This is a genomic window from Flavobacterium sp. C4GT6 (genome assembly GCF_036347315.1).
Taxonomy (GTDB): domain Bacteria; phylum Bacteroidota; class Bacteroidia; order Flavobacteriales; family Flavobacteriaceae; genus Flavobacterium.
Genome location: NZ_JAZGZU010000014.1, coordinates 1 through 23988, shown reverse-complemented (window position 1 = coordinate 23988; position 23988 = coordinate 1). Strand labels below are relative to the sequence as shown.

Here is a 23988-nt window from a genome sequence, read left to right as displayed (position 1 = left end):
TAATGAAAGTAGCCATACTAGGTACAAGAGGTGTTCCCAATTACTATGGGGGATTTGAACAGTTTGCAGAATACTTTTCGGCTTACCTGGCCGATAAAGGTCATGAGGTATATGTTTATAATTCTCACAATCACCCGTATCAGGAAAAAATGTTTAAGGGAGCACATATTATCCATAAACATGACCCGGAGTATAAAATGGGTACTTTTGGACAGTTTATATATGACTACAACTGTATAATGGATTCCCGCAAAAGGAATTTCGACATTATCCTTCAACTGGGGTATACCAGTAGTTCCATATGGTTTTTCCTGTTACCTAAAAAATCGATTATAATTAGTAATATGGATGGTTTGGAGTGGAAACGTTCCAAATATTCGGCACCGGTAAGGCAGTTCCTTAAGTTTGCCGAAAGACTGGCTGCCATTAGCAGTGATTATTTAGTGGCCGACTCACTGGGTATACAGAAATCACTAAAAAACCGATACAACAAAGAGTCAGAATATATTGCCTATGGAGCATATCCTTTTGAAAACCCTGATGAAGAGGTGATTAAGGAATATAATGTAGAGAAAGGCAATTATAATATGGTGATGGCCCGTTTTGAGCCCGAAAATAACATAGACATGGTGCTTGATGGGGTGGTACAAAGCGGTAACAAAACCCCAATACTGGTTATTGGTAAGCATGAAACTAAATATGGAGCCTATTTAAAAAACAAGTTTGGAGCTTACAGCCATATCCGTTTTATGGGAGGTATATATAATATAAATCACCTGGATAATTTAAGGTATTACTCTAATCTTTACTTTCACGGGCACTCTGTTGGCGGTACTAATCCGTCGCTTTTAGAAGCTATGGCATCTAAGGCTTTTATAATAGCAAACAACAACGATTTTAATAAAGGAGTTCTTAAAAAGAATGCTTTTTATTTCTCAAACCCGCAAGAAGTCGCAAATATTGTTAATACGTTAAAAAAAAGTGATAATTTGCAGGCCATCGAAAACAACTATAAAGCAATAATAGACGACTTTAATTGGGAAAAAATTAATGGGGACTATCTTCACTTCTTCGAAAAATGCCTTGCCAAATAATAAACGGCCTTCAGCAAGCCCTAAAATGCTGGTTTTTCTGGTAGCTACCATACTGCTTACTATTCCTTTAAATTATGCATTTAGTAGTATAGCAACCATATTACTGGTGGTTTATACCCTGCTTACGGCAAAAAAAAGACATTTTAATTTTAGCCTTAGTCTTGCATTGCCTGTGTTTTTATTCCTTGTTATGTGCACGTCCCTTATATGGACGGTTGAATTTAAATGTACACTAAAGGCGCTTTCCAAAGAAATTCCGTTACTGATAATACCGGTAGTACTTGCTTTTACAAGACTATGGTCCAAACAACAAAAAGACATTGTAAAGTTTTACAGCTGGGGCATGGTTGTATATGCTCTGTTTTATGTAATAAGAGCTTTTAGTAAATATTTTAATACAGGAGATACTTCAGTGTTTTTTTACCATGAACTGGTAACTAAAGATGTAAATGCTATATATGTCTCGGTATTCCTGTCGGTAGCGTTATTTTATTTCCTGGTAAAAAAATATAAAAAGAGAATTGACTATATGGCATTTGGACTACTATTTATAATGGTTTTCCTGCTGTCGTCAAAAAATATACTTTTGGCCGATATTTTCCTTATCCTGATTTATGTACTGTTTTGGTCGGGAATTACCAAAAAAGCCAAGTGGACAATAGGAGTTGCTTTTGCGGCATTAGTTGTCATAGCAGGATATTACACTAAAATAGGAGAAAGAATAAAATCAGAGTTGGAACCCGGAACAGAAATGGCCGTAAGGGAATCGGGTAGCAATGCTATCAGCATACAGGAAGCATGGAATAAAGATACATTTACCCAAAACGATTATTTTAACGGAACTTCCTTTAGGGTTTACCAAATAAGGATTTTTACCGAAATGATGAGCGAGGATCCTGTTTTACTTACCGGTTACGGACTTAATGCCTCTCTTAACAGGATTAAGGAAAAGGGAGAGGAGCATAATGTATACAAGGGCGACGAAACCCACAGGGGGTATAACAGCCTTAACTTTCATAACCAGTATATTGAGGTTTTTGCCGATTTGGGTTTAATAGGATTTTTGGTTTTAATAGTAATGTTAGGCATTAACCTTAAAAACGGTTTCAGTAATAAAGATTTTGTTCATATTGCTTTCGCATTTCTAATGATAGCCTTATTTTTGACCGAATCTTTTTTATGGAGGCAAAGAGGTGTTATTTTCTTTACCGTTTTGTATTGCCTGTTTAATAAAGAATTGTATTCCAGTATTATAGAAAAAGAAAGAAGTTAAAGATGAAAAGAATACTTATTACAGGAGCAGCCGGTTTTTTAGGATCTCATCTATGTGACAGGTTTATTAAGGAAGGCTATTATGTAATTGGTATGGATAATCTAATTACCGGTCATCTTAAAAACATAGAGCATCTTTTCAAACTTCCTAACTTTGAGTTCTATCACCACGACGTTACCAAGTTTGTAAACGTACCCGATAAGCTGGACTACATCCTGCACTTTGCATCACCGGCAAGCCCTATTGATTATTTAAAAATTCCTATCCAAACGCTTAAGGTTGGATCATTAGGAACACATAATCTTTTAGGATTGGCAAGGGTTAAAAAGGCAAGAATACTTATCGCATCAACATCTGAGGTTTATGGTGACCCGTTAGTGCATCCGCAAAATGAGGATTACTATGGTAATGTAAATACCATAGGGCCAAGAGGTGTATATGATGAAGCAAAGCGTTTTCAGGAATCCATAACTATGGCATACCATACGTTTCACGGTGTTGAAACCAGAATTGTAAGGATATTTAATACCTATGGTCCAAGGATGAGGTTAAATGACGGTAGAGTAATTCCGGCATTTATAGGGCAGGCGCTAAGAGGTGAAGACCTAACTGTTTTTGGAGACGGTATGCAAACCAGGTCGTTTTGTTATGTAGACGATCAGGTAGAAGGTATTTTCAGGCTGTTGCATTCTGATTATGTATATCCGGTTAACATTGGTAATCCGGATGAGATTACCATTAAGGATTTTGCCGAAGAGATAATTAAACTTACAGGTACAACACAAAAGGTTATTTATAAACCGTTACCAATTAACGACCCTTTACAAAGACAACCGGATATAACCCGTGCAAGAGAAATTTTGGGATGGGAGCCTAAAGTAGATCGTGCCGAAGGTATGAAAATAACCTACGAATACTTTAAATCGTTAACACACGAGGAACTGCTTAAGGAAGAACACAAAGATTTTTCAGGATATATATACTAATTAATGACTTCATCCGGAAAAAGGAGATATTCAAAATATATAAGACCAATAAATATAGCATTTGATGTATTGGTCCTAACCCTGTTGTTCCCTTATTTCTTTTGGGAACTGGGCATCAACCAGTTTTATTTTGGAATCTATCAGCTGGCTACATGGTTTATAATAGCCTATATATTTGGTTTTTATGAAATTTACCGATTTACCAGCCTAACCGAAATAATTGTAAAAATTGTAAGGCAGGGCATAGTGTTCTTGCTGGTGGTAATTGCTTTTTTCCCGTTTTCAAAACAAGCCATATTTAGTGGTCAGGCTATAGCAAAATATCTTATCGTTGCATTTATAATCATAATACTGTTTAAATTTGTATTGTTTTATTACTTAAAGAGATACAGGGTGGTTACGGGTAGTAATTACCGCAAGGCAGTTATTATTGGTTATACGCCAGATGCTTTAAGGCTAAAAGAACTTTTTGAACAAAAAGGGGAGTACGGTTATAGATTTCTTGGATTCTTTTCCGACAGGAAACATAATGATGAGGTAAAAGGAAAAATAGCTGAGGTAGAAGCCTTTGCGATAGATAATAACGTAGATGAGATATACTGTTCGCTAAACGAAATTACCAATTACCAGATTAAAAGACTGGTTGAGTTTGCCGATATTAATGACAAGGTTGTTAAGTTTATCCCTGATACTAAGGAGATATTCACTAAAAACCTAAGGGTAGACTACTATGAGTTTTTCCCGGTACTGTCGTTAAGAAAAACACCGCTACATGAGCCGGTGGCAAAAGTAGCCAAAAGGTTATTTGATATTGCCTTTTCGCTATTCGTTATAATTTTTGTGCTAACATGGCTTACACCTATACTTGCACTTATAATTAAGCTGGAATCACCGGGGCCCGTGTTTTTTAAACAGGGAAGGCCGGGAATAAATGAAAAGGAGTTCTTTTGTTATAAGTTCAGGTCTATGAAGCTGAACAAAACTACAGAGGAATCGGTTATAAAAAATGACCCGAGAGTTACCCGTATAGGTCGTTTTATGAGGAAAACGAGTATTGACGAAATGCCACAGTTCCTAAACGTACTTATTGGGGAAATGAGCGTAGTGGGGCCAAGGCCACACCTATGGTCACAAAACAACCTGTATAGCAAGCGTATAAAAAAATACCTAATAAGGCTTTATGTAAAGCCGGGTATTACAGGCCTTGCACAGGTAAAAGGGTACAGAGGAGAAATAAGCACCGATGAGGATATGATAAACAGAATTAAGTATGATGTTTTTTATATTGAGAACTGGTCGCTTTTACTGGATTTAAAAATTATAGTACAAACGGTGGTAAACATTTTTCAGGGTGAAGAAAAAGCCTATTAGTGTTTATCATAATAATTAAGCAATAACATATGAATATTTTATTACTGGGATCTGGAGGTAGAGAGCACGCGCTGGCCTGGAAAATGCTGCAAAGCCCGCAGTGTTCTAAATTATTTGTTGCACCTGGTAACGCAGGTACATCGGCCATTGCAAATAATGTAAACATAAACCCGACTGATTTTGAAGCTGTAAAAAAACTGGTACAGCAGGAAAACATCGGTATGGTGGTAGTAGGTCCGGAAGACCCACTGGTAAAAGGTGTATATGATTATTTTAAAAACGACAGTGAGCTTAGCAACGTTCCGGTTATCGGTCCGTCAAAATATGCTGCACAGCTTGAAGGAAGTAAGGAGTTTGCTAAAAAATTCCTTGTAAAAAACAACATCCCAACAGCAGCTTACGAGAGTTTTACAAAAGAAACCGTAGAGCAGGGGTGTGAATTTCTTACTACATTAAAAGCACCATACGTACTTAAAGCAGACGGACTTGCGGCAGGTAAGGGTGTACTTATTATAAACGACCTTGCAGAAGCACAACAGGAGCTTAGAAACATGCTTGTAGACGCAAAATTCGGTCAGGCGAGTACTAAGGTAGTTATCGAGGAGTTTCTTGACGGTATAGAGCTTAGCTGTTTCGTTTTAACTGACGGAGAGAGCTACAAGCTGTTACCAATGGCTAAAGACTACAAACGTATTGGAGAAGGCGATACAGGACTTAATACAGGTGGTATGGGAGCTGTTTCACCGGTGCCGTTTGCAGATGCCGAATTCCTTGAAAAAATAGAAACACTTATTGTTAAGCCAACTATACAAGGGTTTAAAAACGAAAACATTGATTACAAAGGTTTTGTTTTCATTGGTCTTATAAAAGTAGGTAACGATCCTTATGTTATTGAGTATAATGTAAGAATGGGTGATCCTGAAACTGAGGTGGTAATGCCAAGGGTAAAATCAGATCTTGTTGAAGCTTTCAAAGCGCTACATAACGGTACGCTTGCAGAAACTGCTTTTGAAATTGATGAAAGAAGTGCTGCTACAATTATGCTGGTTTCGGGTGGATACCCTGAAGATTATGAAAAAGGTAAAGTTATAACAGGACTTGATAAGGTAGAAGATTCTCTTGTTTTCCACGCGGGAACAAAAGACGATAACGGAAATGTAGTGACTAATGGAGGTCGTGTAATTGCTGTTACCTCATATGGTGCTGACTTTAAGGAAGCCATAAAAAAATCTTATCAAAATATAGACAAGCTAAATTTTGATAAGATATATTTTAGAAAAGATATAGGTTTCGATCTATGATAAGAAAGAGTGTGCTGTGGTATCCTGGTCATCTTCGTGATTCGCTTTGAAAATTTTCAGTTGCTGAATCCAGTACCAGGTTGCCCCGCAGCAGATAAGGATAAAAATCCAGGTAATAATGTTTGCTACCCACCAGTTTTCAAGCTCTAGGGCTCTAATAAAGTCAAGCGGTGCAAATAGTATGTGTACAAACAGATAATCTATTCCTTCAAAAAATGCTCTCATTTTTAAACAAGTATTATATTTACAATCACAAAAGTATAAAATATTCACATGCTGGCAAGTGTTTTTAATAAATCAAAGCCGATAAATTATGCTTTAATAGGTGTACTAATAACTTTATTTTATTTTTTATACCTGTTTAAAGATACTTACTGGGTAGAATATTTCTCGCTCATACTACAAAAAGTGGGATTATATTTGCTTTTGGCCTTTTCGGTTTTCCTTGTAAATTTTATTACCAGAAAGAACTCATTAAGCCGGGACAATACTTATGCTATGTTCCTGTTTACCATGTTTTTGGTGCTCTTTCCTACTATACTTGTAAATACAAAAATAATAGTGGCAAACTTCTTTTTGCTGTTGGCTTTGAGGAGGCTTATATCACTACAGTCACTCATTACCCCTAAGGAAAAAATCTTTGATGCCTCTTTCTGGATATTTGTGGCAAGTTTTTTTCATTTTTGGTGTATTATTTTCATTGTGCTGGTATTTATTTCGATAGTTTTTCACGTTTCAAGAGATTATCGTAACTGGATAATACCTTTTATAGCCTTTTTTTCGGCTTCTACACTTTACGTTTTAACGGTATTACTGTTTGGTAATGAACTGTTTTACGACCTGTATGCCGATATGCAAACAAGCTTCGACTTTACGTATTTTGAAAATATTTACCAAAATATTGCACTTGCCCTGTTTTCATCAATAGCCCTGTTTTTTGTTGTAGCACAGGTTGCCATGCTTTCGGCAAAACCTATTAACCTGCATTCTTCTTATAAAAAAGTGATTTTCTCTTTCTTAATAGGTGTAGCTATATATGTGCTTTCTGCCAATAAGAACAATAGTTTCCTGGCATTTACATTTGCACCACTTGCCATAATGGGGGCTAACTTTATAGAAAGCCAAAAGGTAAAGTGGATAAGGGAGAGTATATTAATACTGATTGTATTAATATCTCTAGGATTATTTTTTGCCCAGTTATAAACGCTCTCCGTAAGCAAGATCCCCTGCATCTCCAAGTCCCGGAACAATATACTTGTGGGAGTTAAGGTACTCATCTTTATCTGCTATCCATAAATGCACATTATCCGGTAAGGTTTCCTGTAAATGGGCTATGCCTTCGGGTGCTGCGATTACAACTGCAATGTGAATTTCTTCGGGCTTATTTGTTGCCATAAGGTTTTTAAATACAGCTTCTAACGATAGACCTGTAGCCAGCATTGGGTCGGCCAGCAGTAGTGTTTTCCCTGTAAGGTTAGGTACAGCCTGATACTGTGTTTGTATAATGAACTCATCACCATTGTTAGGGTGATAACGGTAGGCCGACACAAATCCGCTATCGGCATCATCAAAAAAATTGAGTAGTCCGTTATGAAGGGTAAGCCCTGCTCTTAATATAGAGCAAACCACCACAGGTTTTTTTACAAATTCGGTTTCCTTAGTTCCAAGCGGAGTGGTAATATTAACAGGGGTATATTCTAGTGTTTTGCTTATTTCATAAGCCATAATTTTCCCTATACGCTCTATGTTCTTCCTAAAACGCATAGTGTCTTTTTGTACGTTTACATCGCGTATTTGTGCCAAAAAATGGTTTAATATGCTATTGTTTTGGGAAAGGTAGTGAATATACATAGTGCTGTAAATTAGTATTAGCAGGATAAAAGTATTAAAACTATATTTGTAAAATAAAATTTTAACCCTATGTTTTCTAAAATAGCATTTCCCATTTTTGAGCAAAGTATAAACGATTATCACAAATTTGATAATGTTGACCAGCCTGTTAACAATCCTTACAGCAAGGATCAGATAGAGCATTTACTATATGCCAAAAACTGGATTGACACTGTACAATGGCACCTTGAGGATATTATTCGTGATCCGCAAATTGACCCTGTAGCGGCACTTGCATTAAAGAGAAGGATTGATGCCTCTAACCAGGACAGAACTGATATGGTAGAATATATTGACAGTTACTTTTTAAATAAGTATCAGGATGTTACAGTTAAAGATAACGCTAAAACAAACTCTGAGAGTCCGGCATGGGCTATAGACAGGCTTTCTATCCTTGCCCTTAAAATATACCACATGCAGGAAGAGGTGAACCGTACAGACGCTTCGCCGGAGCACATTGCCAAATGTCAGGAGAAACTGAATGTTCTTTTAGAACAGAGAACAGATCTTTCTACTGCTATTGATGAGCTTTTAGCCGATATTGAAAGCGGAGATAAATTCATGAAAGTGTACAAACAAATGAAAATGTACAACGACGAAGAATTAAACCCTGTTTTATACCAAAACAAAAAGTAAACCCTGCACAATATGGCGGGTATAAAACATATACTTGTAATAAGGCTCTCTGCAATGGGTGATGTCGCTATGACGGTACCGTTGCTGAGAGCCTTAGCTTTACAATACCCTGAGGTTAAATTCACGGTATTGTCCAGAGGCTTTTTCAAACCCTTTTTTGTAGGTATTCCCAATGTAGGTTTTTATGAGGCCGATGTAAAAGGCATTCATAAAGGTTTTGGCGGACTGCTAAAACTATACCGCGAGCTTAGAAAACTGGACATTGATGCTGTTGCCGATTTACATAACGTACTTCGCTCTAAAACAGTAACCAGACTATTTGCCTTTGGCGGAATAAAAACAGCTACTACTGATAAGGCAAGGAAAGAGAAAAAAGCCTTAACCCGTGCTGAAAACAAAATATTTAAGCAGCTTACCCCAATTGTAGAGAGGCATTCCCAAACGTTTGCCCAACTGGGCTTCCCTATAGATATTAGCGTGCCTGTTTTCCCTGAGAAACACGAACTCACACCCGAAGTACTAACAGTAACAGGAGAAAAATCAGGACAATGGATAGGTATAGCACCCTTTGCCCAGCATGAAGGTAAGGTATATCCGCAGGATTTAATGCAGGAAGTGATAAATGGTTTAGCCGAAAACAAATCGTATAAACTGTTTCTTTTTGGCGGAGGAGCAAAAGAGATAGATGTACTAAATTCTTTTGCTAATAATATTAGCAATGTAGTGGTAGTTGCAGGAAAATTAAAATTACAGCAGGAACTACAGCTTATAAGTAACCTTGATGTTATGTTGAGTATGGACAGTGGTAATGCCCACATGGCAGCAATGCAGGGAGTGGCAACCTTAACACTATGGGGAGTTACACACCCTTATGCAGGCTTTGCCCCTTACCATCAGTCGAAGGAAAACCTGTTGGTTTCCAGCAGAGAGAAATATCCGTTACTGCCAACGTCCATTTACGGTAATAAGAAAGTGGATGGCTATGAGGATGTCATGCGTACCATAAAGCCAAGAACAGTTATAAACCGAATTAATGATATACTAAAAAAGGATGCCTAAGCATCCTTTTTTTTATGGTTTGGACATTTAATTAAACGTCATCATAATCTACATGAATCTCGGGAGAGGTTGGGTGTGCCTGGCAGGTAAGTATAAGGCCTTCGGCTATTTCGCCATCTGTAAGTATGGCATTTTTCCTCATCTCTGCAGTACCACCTGTAATTCGTGCCATACAGCTGCTGCAAATACCGCCCTGGCAGGAGTAAGGAGCATCCAGTCCTTCTTTTAATGCCGCATCAAGGATGGTCATTTTTTGCGACATTACAAAAGTAGTCTCCTCATCATCTACCAATACGGTAACTTTGGTTTGCCCTTCAAGATTTTCGTCAATTTTGTTCTCTTCAATCGGAGTGGTGAAAAGCTCAAATTTTATGCTCTTTTCAGGAACATTATTTTCTTTCAGTATCTCGCTTACCGTTTTAATCATTTCCTCCGGTCCGCACAGGTAAAACTTAGAAAATTCTTTTTCCTTATGTTTGTTTTTAAGTACAAAGTTTACGGTAGAACGTTCTATTCGTCCGAAAAGAGAATCTTCTGCCCTTGCCTGACTGTATACCATTTGGATAAACAAACGGCCTACATATTTTTGTTGCAAATCGTGTAGGTACTGGTGGAAAATAGTGTCTTCAGGTGTTTTGTTACCGTATACAAGTACAAATGTACTTTCAGGCTCATTTTCTAATACCGAATGTATTATGGAAAGTACCGGTGTAATACCGCTACCGGCAGCAAAGGCCGCATAGTTTCTCTGGCGGTCTGTTTTAGGTTCAAAAGTAAATTTACCTTCTGGGATACCTACTTCAATAGTATCGCCAACTGCAAGCTGCTCATTAGCAAACACAGAAAAACCTCCGTTTTTAACCGCTTTTATGGCAACCCTTAGTTCGTTACTGTTAGGGCTTGAGCATATAGAGTAGGCCTTGCGGTATTCTTCACCGTTGTATACACTTTTAATGTTAATATACTGGCCGGCAATAAATTTATATTCGTTTTTCAGATTTTCCGGAATCTCAAAGGCAATAGAAACTGCACCAGGTGTTTCTCTCCTTATATCTTTTATTGTAAGTGAGTGAAATGTTGACATATTTTGTGTTTTTCAATGCAAAAATAAGCAATCCTGTAACGGTATAAAACAACATTAATCAAATAAAATATACATAAAACTATTATGCATAAGAATTTTATGTATTTTTGTGATACAAAATTTTTGAAATGAAAAACTCCCAATTATATAAAGGCAGCCTTACCACTATTATTATGAAGCTGCTGGAAGAAAACGGACGTATGTATGGTTATGAGATTACCCAAAAGGTAAAGAGTATAACCAAAGGCGAACTTAATATTACTGAAGGTGCCTTATACCCTGCCCTGCATAAACTGGAGGGCGAAGGCTTGCTGGATGTAGAGGTAGAGAAAGTGGGAAACAGGCTCCGCAAATATTACAAACTAACAGAAGACGGACAAAAAGAAACTATAAACCGACTGGCGGAACTGGAAGAGTTTATCAAGAATATGCAAACACTGGTTAACCCAAAAATTAATCCTGATTTACAATTTTAAACATGCAGGTAACAGACAGCCAAATAAAATTTATAGACCAATATCTTGAGAATTCAGGGGTAAAATATTTGGATATACGCTATGAAATGACTGACCATGTAGCAACAGTTCTTGAAGAAAAGGAAGGTGATTTTTATGATGAATTTCAGGCATATATGGCTAAAAATAAAGCTGAGCTATTAAGTTCTGCCAGAAAATTTTCAAAAGCAGCAACAATAAGGGCATTCAAAATGCTGGTTAAGGACTTTGTTAAGCCTCAGTTCTATATTGTTGCTACGATTTTGTTTACAATATCCTTACTGTTAAACCAAAGGGGTTATAATGATGCTGTATTTACAGGTTTTACCATTTTATATTTTTTACTGTGTGGTATAGTATTCAGTAGTTATGTCCATATGGTTGTTATAAATAAAAAACCCGAATGGTCTGGCGTAAACAGGTTTCATTATGCAGCAGCATTAACTGTATATATATTGTTTTTGGTGGTAAAGCCCCAAAATATGTTTAAAGATGATATTTACCTGTTTTTATATTATGCTGTAATCATCAGTTTTGTTGTTATGATAATATGCTCATACCTAAAGCTTAGAAAAATATACAAGCTAAGATTTAATGAATAAAGAACGAAAAATAGCCGATGAAGAAGTAAAACAGCTTTATGCTTTTACTCGTAAGCATTTTGTAGAATACTACGACCTGCAAACCGAACTGGTAGACCATCTGGCTAATGCCATCGAAGAGAAATGGCAACAACAACCGGGGCTGTTGTTTGATGATGCCCTGCAACAGGAGTTTAAAAAGTTTGGTGTTTTCGGTTTTATGGATGTTGTGGAAAGAAGGCAGATGGCATTGACGAAAAAATATAGAAAATTGCTTTGGGCTTATTTTAGAGAGTATTTCAAATTACCTAAAATACTGCTCACTATTGTATTAACAGTGCTTTTGGCAAAATCAATACAACATATTCATGCCGTTATAGCACCAATATTACTGTTCTCGATATTAATTTTCAGTTTAGTGCGTTTTTTTGTGCTTAACCACAGGTACAGGAAAAAAGTAAAACAAACAGGCTATCGCTGGATGCTTGAAGAAATAATATTCCGTTGTGGGAGTTTACCCGTATTTATATTCATACCCTATCAGATAATAGAGTATGTTTATGATAAAGAATATTCTACGGTAGGGCAATGGATACTGGCAGCAGCAGTGGTACTGTTTGCTATCTATCAATACATAATTTTATATGTAATAATAAACAGGGCAGAAGTGCATTTAGAGCAAACATATCCTGAGTATAAGCTGTTAAAGCAATAGTATAACTGTAACATTTTTACATTTTATACTACTAATCGGGTAAACCAAACCAAAATACGATGTTTAAAAAATTTATAAAGCTCGAATGGAAAGCATTTACCAGGTCGGCAGCTTTTAGTACTAATCTTGTAGTTAAAATAATCGTTTTACTATATGCCATAATGATGGCCTTCTTTCTTCTTTTACTGGGAACAGGCGCCTTTTCTATACTAAAAAAAGCAGGTGCTAGTGACCCAATGCTTTGGGTAAACAAATACCTTATTTATTATATAGTTGTAGATTTAGTAATCAGGATTGTTTTTCAAAATATTCCGGTTAGTAATATTAAACCATTGTTAACCCTTAATATTAAGAAGAAAACCATAGTAAACTTTACCATAGGGAAAAGTATGGCTACTTTTTTCAATATAATACATGCTTTCTTTTTTGTACCCTTCTCCATTGTTTTGTTAGTTAAAGGATACAACCCTGTAAATGTTGTATTGTGGCATGTAGGTATTATGGCGCTGGTATACAGTAATAACTTTTTAAACATATTACTGGAGGGTAAGAATTGGCTTTTTGCAGTATTCATTGTTTTACTGGCAACATTTGGAGGCTTACAGTATTATGGCTATTTTGATATTACAACATATACAGAAGTTTTCTTTACGTCATTATACAGTACTTATTTTATGGCGTTGCTGCCTGTTGCTCTGCTTGTTATTGTATGGAGAGCAACATTTAAGTTCTTTTACGAATACATGTTTCTGGATGCCGGTTTGAAAACCAAAGAAGAGGAAGCACGTACTGAAAATTATGCTTGGCTGGATCAGTTTGGTTCCATGAGTACCTACCTTAAAAATGATTTAAAGCTTATACTAAGAAACAAAAGAGCAAAAATGACAGTATTAACAAGTGTATTATTCTTGTTTTACGGGCTATTATTTTTTAGTAATAGTATTGAAGTATATAATACACCAACCTGGAAAATGTTTGCTGCTATAATGCTTACTAGTGGTTTTATGTTCACCTTTGGGCAGTTTGTGCCTAGTTGGGATAGTTCTTACTATCCGCTTATGATGAGCCAAAACATACCATACAGGGAATATATAGCCTCAAAATGGTGGCTTATGGTAATTGCTACAGTTATAACTACAGTATTGGCTTCTTTTTATCTTTATTTTGGTGTCGATGTATACCTAATGATTCTTGCCTGCGCAGTTTATAATATAGGGATCAATGCTTATATGGTACTTTTAAGCGGAGCTTTTGTAAAAACTCCGGTCGATTTAACCAAAGCCAGTCAGGCAATGGGAGGTAAAAAATCCTTTAACCTTAGAATGATGCTTTTAGGGCTGTCTAAACTTATTATTCCAATAGCGTTGTATGCTGTAGGTCACTACATTTTTAATGATACCATTGCCTATCTTTTAATTGCAGGTACAGGGTTAATAGGGCTTTTATTCAGAAATTTTGTTTTCAACCAAATAGCTAAGCTGTATAAATCTGAAAAGTATGATACGCTTGCGGCATACAAACAAGTAAACTAATCATCCAATCAAAAATTATATATCATGATCAAAGTAAGTAATCTTCAAAAAACATATAATAATACAACAGTACTTAATATACCAGAGCTTGAAATCCCAAAAGGAGAAAGTTTTGGACTGGTGGGAAACAACGGTGCAGGGAAAACCACATTTTTCAGTTTATTACTGGATTTGATAAGACCTACACAGGGAAATATTACCTCAAACAATATAAGAGTTGATGAGAGTGAAGACTGGAAGCCTTTTACATCGGCCTTTATTGACGATAGTTTTTTAATAGGCTACCTTACGCCCGAAGAGTACTTTTATTTTATAGGAGAGCTTCGTGGCTGGAATAAAGCCGATGTTGATGCTCTTTTAGAAAAACATGAAGACTTTTTTAACGGGGAGATACTTAAAAGAAAAAAGTATTTAAGAGATCTTTCAAAAGGAAACCAAAAGAAAGTAGGTATTGTTGCAGCCCTTATAGGAAACCCTGAGGTTATTATACTAGACGAGCCTTTTGCAAACCTTGACCCTACAACACAAATAAGACTGAAGCGTATTATTAAAGAATTGGCAGAAGACGGTAATACCACAGTACTGGTTTCCAGTCATGACCTGGCACATACTACCGAAGTAAGTAACCGTATAGTAGCGCTGCACAAAGGCGAAATTGTAAAAGATATTAAAACTTCACAGGAAACGCTCCAGGAGCTTGAAGCTTTTTTTGCTGTTTAACTTTATTATAAATCCCCCGAAGCTTCGGGGGATTTTTTTGCATAAAATAAAAAAAGAAACGTATTTTTACGACTCCTTAATACTAAAACATCAATTTAAAAGTTAAGGATAAAAACATGTTTTGCCTTGAAAACCAGTACTTATAAATATATACTCCTAACCGGAACTTTTGCTTTTTTGATAGCCTGCTCTACCAAAAAGGACAGCTTTGTTAACCGTAATTTTCACGCGGTCACTACAGAATATAATGTGCTGTATAACGGTAACATTGCTCTTGTTAATGGTGTGGAGGAGTTAAAAACTACCTATAGCGATAATTTTTGGGAGCTTTTACCCGTAGAAAGAATGCAGCCTGTTGTACAACAGGAAGAGCAAAAGCCCGCAGCAGGTAAAGGAGACGAGAAGGAAGAAAAACAAAGCAATCCAAACTTTGACAGGGCTGAGGAGAAAGCTACAAAAGCAATCCAAAAACACTCCATGTATATAGGCGGTACCGAAAGGAATCCGCAAATGGATGAAGCCCACCTTTTATTAGGGAAGGCAAGGTATTACGAAAATAGATTTATACCAGCACTTGAAGCTTTTAACTATATCTTATATAAATATCCGTCAAGCGACAAAATATTTGAGGCCAAGGTATGGAGGGAAAAAACTAACCTTAGGTTAGAGAACGAAGCCATTGCTATAAAAAACCTTAAAAAGCTTTTAGACGAAAAAGAAAAGATAGAGCCGCAAATTTTTGCTGATGCAAATGCCATGTTGGCTCAGGCATATATAGCTACAGGTTCTAAAGATAGTGCTGTTGTTGTACTTAAAAATGCAGCCGAATTTACAAAGCAAAGAGAGGAAGAAGCCCGATACCATTTTATATTAGGTCAGTTATACGAAAGTCTGGAATACCCTGACAGTGCTTATACAGAATTCCAAACGGTGATAGATATGAAAAGAAAATCACCAAGAATGTATACCATACAGGCACATGCAAGACAGGCTGCTCAGTTTGATTATAAAAACGGGGATACTCTTGCCTTCATGGAAAAGTACAGGAAACTTTTAAAAGACAGAGAGAATAGGCCTTATCTGGATGTACTTAACCATCAGGTAGGATTGTTTTATGATAAACAGGATCTTGATGATAAAGCGGTTGAGTATTACAATAAGTCATTACGACAAAATCCTAAGGATAAATATTTAGCAGCATCTAATCACAGGAATATTGCCGAGATTTATTTTGAGAATGCAAAATATCCTACAGCCGGTAAATATTACGACAGTACTTTGGTTTTCCTAAATCAGAGAACAAGAGAGTACAGGGCTATAAAAAAGAAAAGGGATAACCTGGATGATGTTATTAAGTATGAAGGTATAGCACAAACCAATGACAGTATTCTTAATTTGGCCGCTATGACTGATGATCAAAGGGTTGCTTATTTTAAAGAGTATATAGTAAAACTTAAAGAGGCCGACGAAAAAGAAAAAGAAAGACTTGAGAGAGAAGCTCAAATAGCTGAGAACATGAGCCGCGGTCAAAATGCCCGGTCTATGGCAATTCCGATGAATAATGGTTTAACCACAATGGGGGGTACTACTAACACGGCTGCCGGCAAAAATAAATTTAACGGGCAACAAGGTAACAGCAGTATGTCTCAAAAAGTTGCGGCAAAAACAAAAGGTAACAGTAATGTTTCCGGTCAAACCCAGCAGCCTGGTGGCGGAACGTTTTATTTCTATAACAACTCAATTGTTTCTTATGGTAAGCTTGAGTTTCAGAGAAAATGGGGAGGCAGAAAACTTGCTGATAACTGGCGATGGTCTGCCGAGCAGCGTGGCTCGCGAAGTGAGGAGGAAGAAACTGTTAATGACAGTACCGCTATAGTTTCAAATGAAGATGAATTTAATCCAAGATACAGCCCTGAATTTTATATAGGGCAGTTACCAACCTCAGAGGTAGTACTGGACAGTTTGGCGAAAGAACGAAATTTTGCATACTACCAGTTAGGTACTATATATAAGGAGAAGTTTAAAGAATATCAAAGAGCTGCCGATAAGCTGGAGAAACTGTTAACCAACAGTCCGGAAGAGAGGCTGATACTACCATCTAAATATAACCTGTATAAAATATACCAGATTATAAACCCTGAGAGAGCAGAGTTGTATAAAAACCAAATATTTAATGAGTATCCTGACAGCCGTTATGCCGAGATTATCAGGAATCCGGGTGCAGAACAAAATAATAATCAGAGTCCGGAAGCGGTTTATGCTAATCTGTTCAAACAATATGAAGACGGTAAACTGCGTGAAGTATATCCGTTAGTTGAAGAAGCTATAGATACCTATACCGGAGAAGAGATTGCTTCAAAATTCGAGCTTCTTAAAGCGAATATAGTTGCAAGACTTAAAGGTCTTGAAGAATACAAAAATGCATTAAACTATGTGGCGTTAAACTACCCTAACAGTGAAGAGGGTAAATCGGCAGAGGCAATGCTTAAAACAAACATTCCTACGCTGGAGAAAGTAGATTTTGGTCGCCCTGCAGTAAGCTGGAAAATAATATTCCAGTTTGATAATAACCCCGATGATGGTAAGGCAAAAGAATTAAGCGATAAACTGAAAAAGTTTATAGAGGAAAGCTACAACAGGAGCTTAACCGTGTCGAGAGACATATACACCATGAACGAAGATTTTATTGTTATGCACGGGCTTAACAGTAAAGAGGCTGCTGTAGATGCCGTGAGTATATTAAAAGATTACAAAGAATATAAAATTACCCAAACACCATACATAATATCGAGCGAAGATTATAAGGTAATACAAATCAAAAAGAATTTCACACAATTTTTAGCAATTGAATAAGCATGTTTGACAAATCTCAAAAACCAACCACAGATTTAGGTAAAACGAATAGGATTGTAGAGGGCACAATAATTAAAGGAGATATCATTTCGAAAACCGACTTTCGCCTTGACGGCGAATTAATAGGAAACTTTACAAGCCAGGGCAAAATAGTAATTGGCCCATCCGGAAGTGTAACAGGAGACATTAAATGTACTAATGCCGACATTGAAGGTCGTTTTGAAGGTAAAATTGAAGTTGCCGAACTACTTAATGTAAAATCTAAGGCGCAAATTACCGGAGAGGTAAACGTAAATAAACTTTCGGTAGAGCCGGGAGCAGAATTTACTGCAACCTGTACCATGAAAAATTCGGTAAAGCCATTGTCTAAAAAAAATGAGCAGCAACAAGCCGGATAGAAATAACCGAAAATGGATAATACTTATTAATATCCCCATACAAATGGGGATAATTATTTTTTTGTTTGCTTGGTTTGGAGGATGGCTGGATAATAAATACGGCAATACTTCAAACCCAAATACTATTTTGTTTACACTTATAGGTGTAGCAATTGCAATGTATAATGTAATAAGGCAGGTTAATCAGTTAAATAAATAATGAAAAAAGACTACGTTTCAGCTTTTTTGCTTTTGGCGGTATTTACCGTTATTACTTTTGGATTAAATTTTCTTCTCTATTTTATTCCGGATACAGGCTTCTCTTCAACAGATTTTATATATCCCTTACCTGTTACTTATATTTTCTTTTTTATGTGCTCTGTAATAATAATAGAGGTTCTGGTTTTTATTTCAGGTAAAAATAAAGAACAATTGGGGTATGCTTTCCTTTTTTTAACAGGAGGAAAAATGGCATTATGTTATGCTTTTGCCAGACCCATAATAAATAAGGCAACAGAAAATTCTACCGAAAAAATCAATTTTTTTGTGATTTTCATTTTGTTTTTGATAATAGAGGCCTATTATACAGCACGTTTATTAAACAAAAAATAATAATAAAGCCTATAATCTGAAATTACGGTAAATTTTTTTGCTCAATAATATTGGAATATTAATTAAAAATGTACCTTTGCACAAAATTTAAGGACCGTAAAATTAAGACATTTAATAAGATGGTGTTTCCCGTAAAATCACTTAAAATCGCGTTAGCAACCCTATTTGCTGTAGTTCCGTTCATGGCTATGGCTAATTCTGTAGAGGATTCCTTACAGGTTCATAATCAGGAGGCTGACCATGCTTTAGAACATCATGCCGAAGCAGGACATGAATCAACAGATGAAAAAGGAAAAATAAAAGCATTTATTGATCATCACTTAAAAGATGCTCATGATTTTACTTTCTTTTCAGATGAGACTGAAGGTAAGCATTACGGTTTTCCACTTCCGGTTATCCTTATCGATAACGGACTGAAAATTTTCTCATCTTCAAAGTTTCACCACGGTGAAGAGATTGCAGAGGTAGATGGTAACTACTATGCATTACACCACGGTAAAATATACAAAACAGATGCTCAGGGTACTTTAAATTTTGATGAGCATCATCACCCAACAAACGAAAAACCTCTTGATTTTTCTATCACAAAAAATGTTGTGGCAATGTTGGTAACAGCAGCGTTATTATTCATATTCTTTATTGGATTAGCTAAGTCATACAAAAAAGGACCTATACCTACAGGTTTAGGTAGAGTGCTTGAGCCGCTAATCATTTTTATAAGAGATGAGGTTGCGCTACCAAATATTGGTGAAAAGAAATACAGAAAATTTATGGGTTACCTTTTAACTGTATTCTTCTTTATACTTATTCTTAACCTTTTAGGTTTAACTCCGCTTGGAATTAATGTTACCGGTAATATTGCTATAACTGCATGTTTGGCTTTATTTACTTATTTTGTTACTCAGTTTAGTGCAAATAAAGATTACTGGAAACACATATTCTGGATGCCGGATGTGCCTGTACTTATGAAAATAGCTTTAATTCCTATTGAGATATTAGGTACACTTACAAAACCATTTGCGCTTATGATTCGTCTTTACGCGAACATATCTGCAGGTCACATTGTAGTAATGAGTTTATTAGGTCTTATTTTTGTGTTCAAAAACTGGATTGCCGGACCTTCATTCTTCGGATTAACATTATTCATTTCGATAATAGAAATATTAGTTGCATTCCTTCAGGCATTTGTATTCACAATGCTTTCGGCACTGTTCATTGGAATGGCAGTACAGGAGCATCATCATGAAGAGGACCACGATCCTCACACTGAAGAAGAGCCTATAATAATATAATTAATTGTAGAGTAAGAATTTTTTAATTAATATAAATCAAATAGTTATGACAATTCCAGGAATTATTGGAGCAGGTTTAGTAGTAATAGGTGCTGGCCTTGGTTTAGGTAAAATCGGTGGTTCTGCAATGGACGCTATTGCTCGTCAGCCTGAGGCTGCTGGTAAAATCCAGACTGCGATGATCATTATCGCTGCGCTTCTTGAAGGTGTTGCTTTCGCAGCTCTTTTCGCAGCTTAATTAAAACAACACATTTACCTGCAGCGGTTGGCTGCAGGTAATGTTTGCATTATTGATTTAAATTTTAAAAGAACTTAATTAAACATATATAATGGAAAAATTAATCAACGATTTTTCATTCGGGTTGTTTTTTTATCAGGCAGTTATCCTGATAATCCTTTTAGTATTATTAGCTAAATTTGCGTGGAGACCAATTATGGATGCTATCACTGCAAGAGAAGAAGGTATTGCAAATGCTATTGCTGCTGCTGAAGCTGCACGTAAAGAAATGCAAAACCTACAGGCAGATAACGAAAGAATTCTTCAGGAAGCAAGAGCTGAAAGAGATGCTATGATGAAAGAGGCAAGAGAGATCAAAGAAAAAATGATCGCTGATGCTAAAACTGAAGCTCAGGTTCAGGGAGAGAAAATGATTGAGCAGGCTAAGGCTACTATTAACAGCGAGAAAAACGCTGCTATGGCAGAACTTAAAGCTCAGGTTTCCGGCCTATCACTTGAGATTGCAGAGAAGATACTTAAACAGGAATTATCTAACGACGCTGCTCAGACTACTTTAGTTGAGAAAATGTTAGATGACGTAAAATTAAACTAATCTTATGAGGGGTTCAAGAGCTGCAGTAAGATATGCAAAGGCAATCCTTGAAATGGCTCAGGCTTCTAATGTGGCCGAGCAGGTAAACGGGGATATGGCTCTTATAGCATCTACAATTAAAGAAAATAGCGAGCTTAACAGCTTTATTAATAGCCCTACCATTAAGGCAGAGGTTAAGGAAGGTGCTTTAAACGAAGTGTTTGCGTCTACACAAAATATCACAAAAGGTTTATTCCGTCTTTTATTAGAAAATAAGAGGTTTGGGATTCTTAGTCTTATTGCTGTAGAATATGCAAGACAGTTTGACGTAGCAAATGATATAGAACATGCTACTGTAACGACTGCTTTTCCTATAACTGCCGAGCTTGAAGCTAAGGTAATGGCGAAAATAAAAGAGTTTTCAGATAAAAAAATCACCATTAAAAATGTGGTTGACCCAGCTATAATAGGAGGGTTTATCCTAAGGATAGGTGATAAGCAGTTCAATGCATCTGTAGCAAACAGACTGCTAACCTTAAAAAGAGAATTAAGTAATTAAGTATTTATCACACAAAAGTGTCTAAATTATAAATTAAGATGGCAGAAATTAACCCTGCTGAAATTTCAGCAATATTAAAGAAACAATTGTCCGGTTTTGAATCGGGTGCTACATTAGAAGAAGTAGGAACTGTTCTTCAGGTAGGTGATGGTATTGCCCGTGTATACGGATTGTCTAACGCTCAATATGGTGAGTTAGTACAGTTTGACAACGGGTTAGAAGGTATTGTATTAAACCTTGAAGAAGACAATGTGGGCGTAGTATTGCTTGGCCCTTCTACCGGAATTAAAGAGGGATCAACTGTAAAAAGGCTACAGCGTATCGCTTCACTTAAAGTAGGTGAGCAAATGGTAGGTCGTGTAGTTGATACACTAGGTAACCCAATTGATGGTAAAGGTCCTATTGGTGGTGATCTTTATGAGATGCCTCTTGAGCGTAAAGCTCCTGGAGTTATCTTCCGTCAACCGGTAACAGAACCACTACAAACAGGTATTAAAGCTGTTGATGCCATGATCCCAGTAGGTCGTGGACAGCGTGAGCTTGTAATTGGTGACCGTCAAACTGGTAAAACTACAGTTTGTATTGACACCATTCTTAACCAAAAAGAATTTTATGATGCAGGTAAGCCTGTATTCTGTATATATGTTGCTGTAGGGCAAAAAGCTTCTACTGTAGCAGGTATTGCAAAAACATTAGAAGAAAAAGGCGCAATGGCTTATACAGTTATTGTTGCTGCTAACGCTTCTGACCCTGCTCCGATGCAGGTATATGCACCATTTGCAGGTGCTGCGATAGGTGAGTACTTCCGTGATACAGGTCGTCCTGCGCTTATTATCTATGATGATTTATCTAAGCAAGCGGTAGCTTACCGTGAGGTGTCTCTTCTACTTAGAAGACCACCGGGACGTGAGGCTTACCCTGGTGACGTTTTCTACCTTCACTCAAGACTACTTGAGCGTGCTGCAAAAGTAATTGCAGATGATGATATCGCTAAAAACATGAACGACTTACCTGAGTCATTAAAACCAATCGTTAAAGGTGGTGGTTCGTTAACGGCTCTTCCTATTATCGAAACTCAGGCGGGTGACGTTTCTGCTTATATCCCAACAAACGTAATTTCGATTACAGATGGTCAGATATTCCTTGAGTCAGATTTATTCAACTCGGGTGTACGTCCTGCAATTAACGTAGGTATCTCTGTATCACGTGTTGGTGGTAACGCTCAGATCAAGTCAATGAAAAAAGTATCAGGTACTCTTAAGTTAGACCAGGCGCAGTTCCGTGAGCTTGAGGCTTTCGCTAAGTTTGGTTCTGACCTTGATGCTGCTACTTTAAATGTAATTGAAAAAGGTAGAAGAAACGTTGAAATCCTTAAGCAGGCAGTAAACGATCCTTTCACTGTAGAGAATCAGGTTGCGATTATTTATGCAGGTACTAAAAACCTACTTAAAAACGTACCGGTAGCTAAAGTTAAAGAATTCGAGAAAGATTATATCGAGTACTTAAACGCTAAGCACAGAGATACTCTTGACGCTCTTAAAGCAGGTAAATTTACCGATGAGCTTACAGACGTTTTAGAGAAAGCTGCTGCTGAAATTGCTGCAAAATACTAATTAGATTTTAGACTTAAGTATTGAGAGCTGAGCTATTAAAGCCTCAACTCTCAATACTCAAACTATATAAATAACAATGGCTAACTTAAAGGAAATACGTAACAGGATTGCTTCGGTTTCATCCACTATGCAAATTACTAGTGCGATGAAAATGGTTTCTGCTGCTAAGCTTAAAAAAGCTCAGGATGCTATTACGGCTATGAGACCTTATTCTGAGAAGCTTACAGAGCTATTACAAAACCTTAGCGCTACTCTGGAAGGAGATACAGGAGGTGTGTTTGCAGAACAGCGTGAAGTAAACAAAGTACTTCTTGTAGTAGTTACTTCTAACAGAGGTTTGTGTGGTGCCTTTAATGCTAATGTGCTTAAACAAACAAAAAACCTATTGAACCAGTATGCTGGTAAAACGGTTGATGTTTTAACCATTGGTAAAAAAGGTAATGATGCCTTACAAAAAAGCTGTAACATTATAGCTAATCAAAGTTCGTTGTTTGACGACCTTACGTTTGAAAACGTAGCAGAGGTTGCACAAACACTTATGGACAGGTTTGCAGCTGGTGAATATGATAAAATCGAGTTAGTTTATAACCACTTTAAAAATGCAGCTACTCAGATTGTAATGGCAGAACAGTTTTTGCCTTTAGTTCCTGCTCAGGCTACAGAGGAAGTAAACAACAACAGTACTGATTATATTTTTGAACCTTCTAAAGAAGAAATCGTATTAAGCCTTATACCGCTTTCGTTAAAAACACAGCTTTATAAAGCAGTTCGCGATTCTTTTGCTTCAGAGCACGGTGCACGTATGACAGCAATGCATAAAGCAACCGATAACGCTACAGAGCTTAGAAACCAGTTAAAATTAACTTACAACAAAGCACGTCAGGCTGCAATTACAGGAGAGATCTTAGAGATTGTAGGTGGTGCAGAAGCTTTGAACAATTAATAATACTGAACACAGCACACAACTATATAAAGAGCCACGCATTGCGTGGCTCTTTTTTATTAAATTCGTAAAAAGTAAAGCGATTATTATTGAGTCGCTTTTTTTATTTCTATATTTTGTCACGTCCTGAAATAGCGATACACAAAAAAGTATCATTATGGATGAACAAAGCAATTATGTAAAGCGTACCCAAA

General features: G+C 36.7%; 26 protein-coding genes. 23 read left to right on the top strand and 3 right to left on the bottom strand.

Annotation, left to right across the window (positions count from 1 at the left end):
• The first annotated feature begins 2 nt into the window (after positions 1 to 2).
• Genes V3Z67_RS14425 through purD form a run of 5 tightly spaced genes read left to right on the top strand, consistent with a single transcriptional unit; the run spans position 3 to position 6025 of the window.
• On the top strand, positions 3 to 1094 hold the full coding sequence (locus tag V3Z67_RS14425) for a DUF1972 domain-containing protein (protein WP_330443979.1): 1092 nt from the start codon (positions 3 to 5) through the stop codon (positions 1092 to 1094).
• A gap of 25 nt (positions 1095 to 1119) precedes the next feature.
• A complete protein-coding gene (locus V3Z67_RS14420) occupies positions 1120 to 2367 on the top strand; it encodes an O-antigen ligase family protein (RefSeq protein WP_330443978.1) in 1248 nt (415 codons plus the stop codon).
• Positions 2368 to 2369: 2 nt separating this feature from the next.
• Positions 2370 to 3353 (top strand): UDP-glucuronic acid decarboxylase family protein, encoded by a 984-nt coding sequence (locus tag V3Z67_RS14415; protein WP_330443977.1) that lies wholly within the window; start codon positions 2370 to 2372, stop codon positions 3351 to 3353.
• Between the two features lie 3 nt (positions 3354 to 3356).
• Positions 3357 to 4724, top strand: coding sequence for an undecaprenyl-phosphate glucose phosphotransferase (locus V3Z67_RS14410; RefSeq protein WP_330443976.1), 1368 nt, complete (start codon positions 3357 to 3359; stop codon positions 4722 to 4724).
• A gap of 29 nt (positions 4725 to 4753) precedes the next feature.
• On the top strand, positions 4754 to 6025 hold the full coding sequence (gene purD, locus V3Z67_RS14405) for a phosphoribosylamine--glycine ligase (RefSeq protein ID WP_330443975.1): 1272 nt from the start codon (positions 4754 to 4756) through the stop codon (positions 6023 to 6025).
• Here the strand turns inward: purD and V3Z67_RS14400 are convergent.
• Positions 6020 to 6250, bottom strand: a complete 231-nt coding sequence (locus V3Z67_RS14400; protein WP_035131664.1) for a DUF6341 family protein — start codon at positions 6248 to 6250, stop codon at positions 6020 to 6022. The two genes, purD and V3Z67_RS14400, sit on opposite strands and share 6 nt — an antisense overlap.
• Before the next feature lie 48 nt (positions 6251 to 6298).
• Here V3Z67_RS14400 and V3Z67_RS14395 point away from each other — a divergent pair, with 48 nt between their 5' ends.
• Positions 6299 to 7228: a DUF6427 family protein gene (locus tag V3Z67_RS14395; RefSeq protein ID WP_330443974.1), complete on the top strand. Its 930-nt coding sequence runs from the start codon at positions 6299 to 6301 to the stop codon at positions 7226 to 7228.
• On the opposite strand, the gene upp is transcribed toward V3Z67_RS14395, so the two are convergent.
• Positions 7223 to 7876 carry a uracil phosphoribosyltransferase gene (gene upp / locus V3Z67_RS14390; RefSeq protein ID WP_330443973.1) on the bottom strand — a complete coding sequence of 218 codons (654 nt, stop codon included), beginning with the start codon at positions 7874 to 7876 and terminating at the stop codon, positions 7223 to 7225. The genes V3Z67_RS14395 and upp overlap by 6 nt on opposite strands.
• 69 nt (positions 7877 to 7945) lie before the next feature.
• On the opposite strand from upp, the gene V3Z67_RS14385 reads away from it, so the two are divergent.
• Both V3Z67_RS14385 and V3Z67_RS14380 read left to right on the top strand, forming a co-directional pair.
• Entirely contained in the window at positions 7946 to 8551 is a 606-nt protein-coding gene (locus V3Z67_RS14385; protein WP_330121652.1) for a DUF4254 domain-containing protein, read from the top strand.
• Between the two features lie 12 nt (positions 8552 to 8563).
• Positions 8564 to 9610, top strand: a complete 1047-nt coding sequence (locus V3Z67_RS14380; protein WP_330443972.1) for a glycosyltransferase family 9 protein — start codon at positions 8564 to 8566, stop codon at positions 9608 to 9610.
• A 31-nt stretch (positions 9611 to 9641) separates the two neighbouring features.
• Here the strand turns inward: V3Z67_RS14380 and V3Z67_RS14375 are convergent, their stop codons facing one another.
• Positions 9642 to 10694 (bottom strand): ferredoxin--NADP reductase, encoded by a 1053-nt coding sequence (locus V3Z67_RS14375; protein WP_330443971.1) that lies wholly within the window; start codon positions 10692 to 10694, stop codon positions 9642 to 9644.
• Positions 10695 to 10822: 128 nt separating this feature from the next.
• Here V3Z67_RS14375 and V3Z67_RS14370 point away from each other — a divergent pair, with 128 nt between their 5' ends.
• The 15 genes from V3Z67_RS14370 (at position 10823) to atpG (ending at position 23794) form a co-directional block, all read left to right on the top strand.
• Positions 10823 to 11170 (top strand): PadR family transcriptional regulator, encoded by a 348-nt coding sequence (locus V3Z67_RS14370; protein WP_330443970.1) that lies wholly within the window; start codon positions 10823 to 10825, stop codon positions 11168 to 11170.
• A 2-nt stretch (positions 11171 to 11172) separates the two neighbouring features.
• Positions 11173 to 11790, top strand: coding sequence for a hypothetical protein (locus V3Z67_RS14365; RefSeq protein WP_330443969.1), 618 nt, complete (start codon positions 11173 to 11175; stop codon positions 11788 to 11790).
• On the top strand, positions 11783 to 12484 hold the full coding sequence (locus tag V3Z67_RS14360) for a hypothetical protein (RefSeq protein ID WP_330443968.1): 702 nt from the start codon (positions 11783 to 11785) through the stop codon (positions 12482 to 12484). Before V3Z67_RS14365 ends, V3Z67_RS14360 begins: the two co-directional genes overlap by 8 nt.
• A gap of 59 nt (positions 12485 to 12543) precedes the next feature.
• Positions 12544 to 14016: a DUF5687 family protein gene (locus V3Z67_RS14355; protein ID WP_330443967.1), complete on the top strand. Its 1473-nt coding sequence runs from the start codon at positions 12544 to 12546 to the stop codon at positions 14014 to 14016.
• 24 nt (positions 14017 to 14040) lie between these two features.
• A complete protein-coding gene (locus tag V3Z67_RS14350; RefSeq protein WP_330443966.1) occupies positions 14041 to 14736 on the top strand; it encodes an ABC transporter ATP-binding protein in 696 nt (231 codons plus the stop codon).
• Between the two features lie 126 nt (positions 14737 to 14862).
• Positions 14863 to 17589: a type IX secretion system periplasmic lipoprotein PorW/SprE gene (gene porW / locus V3Z67_RS14345; protein WP_330443965.1), complete on the top strand. Its 2727-nt coding sequence runs from the start codon at positions 14863 to 14865 to the stop codon at positions 17587 to 17589.
• Positions 17590 to 17591: 2 nt separating this feature from the next.
• Positions 17592 to 17987 (top strand): bactofilin family protein, encoded by a 396-nt coding sequence (locus V3Z67_RS14340; RefSeq protein WP_035131642.1) that lies wholly within the window; start codon positions 17592 to 17594, stop codon positions 17985 to 17987.
• Positions 17965 to 18186: an AtpZ/AtpI family protein gene (locus V3Z67_RS14335; RefSeq protein ID WP_330443964.1), complete on the top strand. Its 222-nt coding sequence runs from the start codon at positions 17965 to 17967 to the stop codon at positions 18184 to 18186. Before V3Z67_RS14340 ends, V3Z67_RS14335 begins: the two co-directional genes overlap by 23 nt.
• Positions 18186 to 18578 (top strand): DUF6168 family protein, encoded by a 393-nt coding sequence (locus V3Z67_RS14330; protein WP_330443963.1) that lies wholly within the window; start codon positions 18186 to 18188, stop codon positions 18576 to 18578. The genes V3Z67_RS14335 and V3Z67_RS14330 overlap by 1 nt, the downstream gene beginning before the upstream one ends.
• A 119-nt stretch (positions 18579 to 18697) precedes the next feature.
• Positions 18698 to 19870 (top strand): F0F1 ATP synthase subunit A, encoded by a 1173-nt coding sequence (gene atpB, locus V3Z67_RS14325; protein WP_330443962.1) that lies wholly within the window; start codon positions 18698 to 18700, stop codon positions 19868 to 19870.
• Between the two features lie 46 nt (positions 19871 to 19916).
• Positions 19917 to 20108 (top strand): ATP synthase F0 subunit C, encoded by a 192-nt coding sequence (gene atpE / locus V3Z67_RS14320; RefSeq protein ID WP_147582315.1) that lies wholly within the window; start codon positions 19917 to 19919, stop codon positions 20106 to 20108.
• Positions 20109 to 20199: 91 nt separating this feature from the next.
• Complete coding sequence (locus V3Z67_RS14315; protein ID WP_330443961.1) at positions 20200 to 20700, top strand: F0F1 ATP synthase subunit B; 501 nt, start codon at positions 20200 to 20202, stop codon at positions 20698 to 20700.
• A gap of 4 nt (positions 20701 to 20704) precedes the next feature.
• On the top strand, positions 20705 to 21238 hold the full coding sequence (gene atpH, locus V3Z67_RS14310) for an ATP synthase F1 subunit delta (RefSeq protein WP_330443960.1): 534 nt from the start codon (positions 20705 to 20707) through the stop codon (positions 21236 to 21238).
• A 38-nt stretch (positions 21239 to 21276) separates the two neighbouring features.
• Positions 21277 to 22851: a F0F1 ATP synthase subunit alpha gene (gene atpA, locus V3Z67_RS14305; protein ID WP_330443959.1), complete on the top strand. Its 1575-nt coding sequence runs from the start codon at positions 21277 to 21279 to the stop codon at positions 22849 to 22851.
• 76 nt (positions 22852 to 22927) lie between these two features.
• The gene (gene atpG / locus V3Z67_RS14300; protein WP_330443958.1) at positions 22928 to 23794 is read left to right on the top strand and encodes an ATP synthase F1 subunit gamma; all 867 of its coding nucleotides are present in this window, start codon (positions 22928 to 22930) and stop codon (positions 23792 to 23794) included.
• Positions 23795 to 23988 lie beyond the last annotated feature (194 nt).